The sequence below is a fragment of the Chitinivibrio alkaliphilus ACht1 genome (assembly GCF_000474745.1).
Classification (GTDB): Bacteria; Fibrobacterota; Chitinivibrionia; order Chitinivibrionales; family Chitinivibrionaceae; genus Chitinivibrio; species Chitinivibrio alkaliphilus.
The window spans coordinates 1-5,235 of the sequence record NZ_ASJR01000047.1; the positions used below are offsets into that span (position 1 = coordinate 1).

At 43.5% G+C, this 5,235-nt stretch carries 5 protein-coding genes; 3 read left to right on the forward strand and 2 right to left on the reverse strand.

Annotation, left to right across the window (positions count from 1 at the left end; translation table 11 throughout):
• Nucleotides 1-695: TIGR02147 family protein (locus tag CALK_RS11480; RefSeq protein ID WP_034638312.1), on the reverse strand; the 695-nt coding region annotated here is incomplete at its 3' end.
• 610 nt (nucleotides 696-1,305) lie between these two features.
• Here CALK_RS11480 and CALK_RS11485 point away from each other — a divergent pair.
• The 3 genes from CALK_RS11485 to CALK_RS11495 are packed head-to-tail and all read left to right on the forward strand — an operon-like array spanning nucleotide 1,306 to nucleotide 2,761.
• Nucleotides 1,306-2,157: a TIGR02147 family protein gene (locus tag CALK_RS11485; protein WP_022637831.1), complete on the forward strand. Its 852-nt coding sequence runs from the start codon at nucleotides 1,306-1,308 to the stop codon at nucleotides 2,155-2,157.
• Nucleotides 2,144-2,362, forward strand: coding sequence for a hypothetical protein (locus tag CALK_RS11490; protein ID WP_022637832.1), 219 nt, complete (start codon nucleotides 2,144-2,146; stop codon nucleotides 2,360-2,362). The genes CALK_RS11485 and CALK_RS11490 overlap by 14 nt, the downstream gene beginning before the upstream one ends.
• A gap of 36 nt (nucleotides 2,363-2,398) precedes the next feature.
• Nucleotides 2,399-2,761: a T9SS type A sorting domain-containing protein gene (locus CALK_RS11495; protein ID WP_022637833.1), complete on the forward strand. Its 363-nt coding sequence runs from the start codon at nucleotides 2,399-2,401 to the stop codon at nucleotides 2,759-2,761.
• Nucleotides 2,762-3,167: 406 nt separating this feature from the next.
• On the opposite strand, the gene CALK_RS11500 is transcribed toward CALK_RS11495, so the two are convergent.
• The coding region (locus tag CALK_RS11500) for a DUF3427 domain-containing protein (protein WP_034638315.1) at nucleotides 3,168-5,235 on the reverse strand (2,068 nt) is incomplete at its 5' end.

Below are 5,235 nucleotides of genomic sequence, written 5' to 3' on the forward strand. Positions count from 1 at the left end.
GACAAGCCAAGGGTGAGCCCTGTTACATTTCGTTGGCTGGAAGCCATGGTGTTCATGGCCTGCTCGGCCAAATCAAAGCACTCACCGTAGTATTTCTGCAACGCCATGGATTGATACTCATCTCCCGTTGATACGGTTGTATTTGTCAGACGAAACACGCCATCCTCACCCGTTTCAATAAGACCGAGGCGACAAAGAAGTCGTACAGACTTTTTGGCTTGTCCCGCCGTAATAGCAGGAGTAACCATTTCAGCAAGAGCTTGATAGTCACCGGAAAATTCTGTGATACCTATGAGAGAGCGAACCACCGGATGGTACCACCTGGAATGCATCTCAATTTGATCATCTGTCAAAAGAGCGATATCAGGGGTACGTCGGGACGATCGCTTTACCTCAACCATTTTTTCATAGGCCACGTGTCGTGCATAATTATCACGGGCCTGATTAAACTCAACAAGGGCCTGGAAGTAATCAATCTCTTTTTTGGCAAGATCCATTGCCTTTGCTACTTGACGACTGCTTGCGGGTGAAAGATTCTTCACGCCCTTCATAACACGATAAATAAACCCCCGAGACTTAAACCCCGCCGCATCAGCGAAAGATTGATAGGAGAATCCGTACGACTCCTGTTTTTTGTATACAAAATAGTCGTTCATGTATTTACGATAATCACTATATAAAAATACAGATTCCATACCTAACTCCGTCTCTGTCTATGAATGTACTCTAGCAGGAATCCCTCGTTGTGTAGAAAAACAGGAAACCCACACCGACCAGCAGGAAATACCCCTATTCTGCTTTTTACGCAGTGCCGTGAAAGAACTGTCACGAGCCCCTCCCATTCCATTGGTACACCACAATCTGGGTGTGCTGCCACGGTGTACCCACTTCCCCACCAAGGGTAATCGATAATTATTGATCTAAATATAGTTGTTGTAGCTCCATGGGTTTTGGGAAAAGTAGAAATGAGAAAAATTTACTTGCTTTTGCAAATCATGTGTATTACCTCTGTTGTCTCAAAGATGTCTTTCGGTGATACATCTTCCCTATTCTATTGCGGAAGTCCCAATTCTTTTGCCCCTACGATTACAAAAGCTGTTTTCTTTGGAAATATCTTTTCATCTAAAAGCAGATAGGCCATACTATATACAAAGGGTGATCTCTTCTCTAGTATCTGCTAAATAAGAACTCGGCTATGTGTAGACCAGTACGTCAACGGAAATACCCTGAAGTGAAGAAATAGAATGAGTGATCAGGCAGATTGTTTCTATATTTAAACAATGACACAAGTAAAGGATACCATCTATGAGACCGATACTTTTCAACTATCTTGAATACAGAGAATACCTTCGGGATTTCTATACGGCACAAAAGAAGGAAAAATCAATCTTTTCCTATCGCTATATGGCGCAAAGATTGTCCATTGATGCGGGGTATCTGGTAAAGGTACTGCAGGAGACAAAACATATCTCTTCCGATACCATCCCACCCATTATACAATTATGCAGGCTTACTGAAAAAGAAGCAAAATACCTTGAGCATCTCGTTGCCTTCAATAAGGCGCGTGATGAAGGGGCAATACAACACCATTTTGAAGCACTGCTTTCCCTGCGCAGAAATGAAATCACCACCATAGACGAAAAATCCTGTCAGTTTTACGAAAAATGGTATCATACAGCAGTACGTGCTGTTATCAGTCTTGGTGGATTCAGGGGTGATTGTGCCTCCCTGGCCCGTAGCATTTCCCCCCCCATAACCACAGAGGAAGCACAGGAGTCGGTTACCCTCCTTGAGGAGCTGTCCCTTATACAGAAAGATCCATCGGGAGAGTACGTTCTCACGGAAACATTGATATCAACGGGCAGTGCATGGAAGAGCATGACCATACGAAATTTTCAAAGACAGACCCTGGATCTGGCAAAACAATCCCTTGAGCGCCAAGAAAAAGAGTGCCGCGACATATCCACTGTTTCCATCACCGTTGCTGAAGAGGAACTCCCCTTTATAAAGGAACGGATTGCTGAGTTCAGAACTCTCATGCTGAATATAACACAGGAGACCCAAAATCACAATCGGGTCTATCAACTGAATATTCAGCTTTTTCCCCTTTCAGAGACTGTAGCCCCGGGAAGGGAGTGTACCCATGGAAACAAATAAATATGTACTACTTCTTACAGCTGTTTTGTTGTTGGCCGGATGCACTATCGATATCGCCGACGGGAGCGGTTCAGAAACAACAAACGGGATCTATGCCACCGTGGAAACATCTGCAGGAAATCCTGCACAGGATGCCCGCATATCTCTGGTGCATGAAAGAAGGCTGGATTCAGTAAGCTTTTTCAATGCCCCCCCCCGACATTGACACCGCCACCGATCGCAGGATGAAGAAAGAACCTACGTGGTATATAATCATGAGCCCCGTGAGAGAATAGTCCATTTCAGTGACGGAAACAGTTTTACCGTACCGGCAGATACCCTTATGGCATTCCGGGATGATCAAACCGGTATTACTGACACTGAAAACCCCATGGCATCTCTGCAAATTGCTCAGCAGGGAAATGGCTTGATGCTCCGGGGAATCCCATCAACAGAAGAAGTACGCCTCACCCTTACGGATATTCAGGGAAGGACAGTCTTACAACGCAGTCTGGACAGGCAAACATCGCAGTTTATTCCCCTTGAAACATCATCCCGGGGTGTTTTTATCGTACGCATCACGGGTAATAATATTAACCGTACACAACGGCTTGTGCTTTATTAGAAAGAGATATCCAGACCACGGCCTTGCTGATAAGGAGGCCGTGGTACTCTCCCTGATTTGCGCGTAACCTCTCCCCCCTCAGAATGTGCTTATTCCCTGAGCTTCAGATCCCGTACACCTGTTTCCAAAAACGTAGATTTGGATTGCAGGGACACAGCTTTTCACAGGTGACACACAGCTTTTTCCCGTACAGTGTAAAAAACACCGAAATACAAGCAATAAAAATCCCTGTGAGATACAATTCTAAAAGTATCATGCTAAATCTTGGATAGTATGGCCAGGGCAGTGATGAAGTTATTTTCACGAATGAAGAGATACTCCTTTCTATCGGGAGTAAAGAATTTATCCCATAATGAACCCTGTTAATGCAAAACCCTCCCCCGTTCCACAAGACCGTTCCTGTCCATTATCCCACAGCTAGTTTGGCCGCCTCTTTCCATAGAAATGAAGGCAGTGGTGTCTGTAATTCCCACGTGATATTCATGGGCTGACTTCCATGATGTGACTGAAGACTAACGGGGCCTAGATTTATAAACCCCATGGCTCGACGATACTCATCATAACTTTGTTCACGAACAAAGAGGAGGATGGTCTTTCCCGACTCTTTGTGTCGAACATAGGAGAGTCCTTTACCACGATCCGGACGAGCACTGTTTTGTGACTGCCAGTGAAAAAGAGTTTCGTTGATGGCATAGTCATGATAAAGAGTGGTTGGGGAAAATCTCTTGTCTGTCTTTTTAAGGGTGACAAACAAGAGCTCCGTATTTATTGATTTTATTTCTACGACACCCTCACGACTACTTGATTTTTTATGAAAATCATGTACTCCAAATGCTGAGAGGATTTCATCTCGACTGTACCGTGCGTGAATTCCTAAGGCACAAGGCACCGATAATTTCATGGGCAGTTCTTCTGTGTCAATGCGCTCAAGGGCACACTCGATAAGAGATATTGCCTCATCTCTCAAAACAGAGTCACTGGTCAGCACCTGCATACTTTCTTGAAGAGTCGTAAAACCAAACTCCTGCCCAGGAAGCTGCCAAAAATCGTAGTATGCCATCAAGGCCCACTGATTTTTTACCTCATTTTCACGATTCCACAAACCGTCCGATGTAAATAATTTTAGTAAAAATCTGAGATACGAGTAGGATGAGCACTGAAGAATCCTATTCGATATACCTCGAAACAAAGTCTTCTCAATAGTTTCATTAATGGTATTAGCGAGCTTGCCTGCTTTTATGCAAAGGCGACTCCATCCACCGCCACCACTGATTTTTGTTTTATACACATCCTCAAGGGTGACTGATGGGTATTGCTGTAAGAAATTTGGAAGAGTGAGAGGTGCAGAAGTATGTTGACTATACCCTTGTATCCACGCAACAAGCCGCCGCTGATTTACCACAGCTTTCTTGATATTATTGAGTATGATTTCTTTAGACTGTTTTTGAAGCACTATAGAGCATCCTAAGGGGAGATGGGGGAAATCATCTTCAATCTCATCAACTATGGAGGTATGACTTTTACCAACCAAACCTCGAAACTTTGTACTAAAATCGTATTCTGGGCGAGCATTGGCAACAAAATCAAGAACCGTCAAAAGCTCCTTCCCATGGGTCAAACGAAGTCCACGCCCCAACTGTTGTAGAAAAATGGTTAAACTTTCTGTTGGTCGTAAAAATAAGACCGTATCAATCTCCGGTATATCAACTCCTTCATTGAAAATATCAACAACAAATAGAACATTAATCTCACCACGAACAAGCTGATCTCTAAGGGATGATCGCTCATTGCTATTTTTGCTTGTTAAAACTGCTGAAGAAATACCATTCAACAGAAACTTTTCTGCCATATACTGCGCATGATCCTGTGAAACACAAAAGGCCAAACATTTTATGGAGTGTATATCATCCAGAATATCTTCCATATTGCGAAGAATATGATGCACACGAGTATCATTTTGTGTGTAAATTCGCGTCAACTCTGAAGGCACATATCTCCCTTGTTTCCACACCACCCGAGATAAATCAACGGTATCATCAATTCCGAAGTATTGAAAAGGGCAAAGATGACGACGATTGATTGCATCAGGCAATCGCAGTTCTGCGGCAATGGTATTAGAGAAATCTGTTAAAATAGATGTACCATCGTGCCGTTCCGGTGTTGCCGTAAGTCCTAAGAGTATTTGCGGCGTGAATTTTTCCAGTATTGGTCGATAGGAATCAGCAGCAATATGGTGAACTTCATCAACTATCACCATATCATAAAAATCTGATGTTATATCAATATGCTCTAATTGGGTATTGAGCGTCTGTACCGATACAAAAAGATGATTATAATGCATTGGTCTCTCTCCTCCTACCCAGAGTTCACCAAACGTTGCATCTCGCAAAACAGCCTGAAATGTTTTCTGCGCTTGCCGAAGTATCTCTTGCCGATGTGCAACAAAAAGCAAAGTAGCACGAGGATGTTCTTGT

Coding starts and splice junctions, on each gene's coding strand:
- CALK_RS11490 (WP_022637832.1), top strand. CDS start 2,144: ATGGAAACAAATAAATATGTACTACTTCTTACAGCTGTTTTGTTGTTG.
- CALK_RS11485 (WP_022637831.1), top strand. CDS start 1,306: ATGAGACCGATACTTTTCAACTATCTTGAATACAGAGAATACCTTCGG.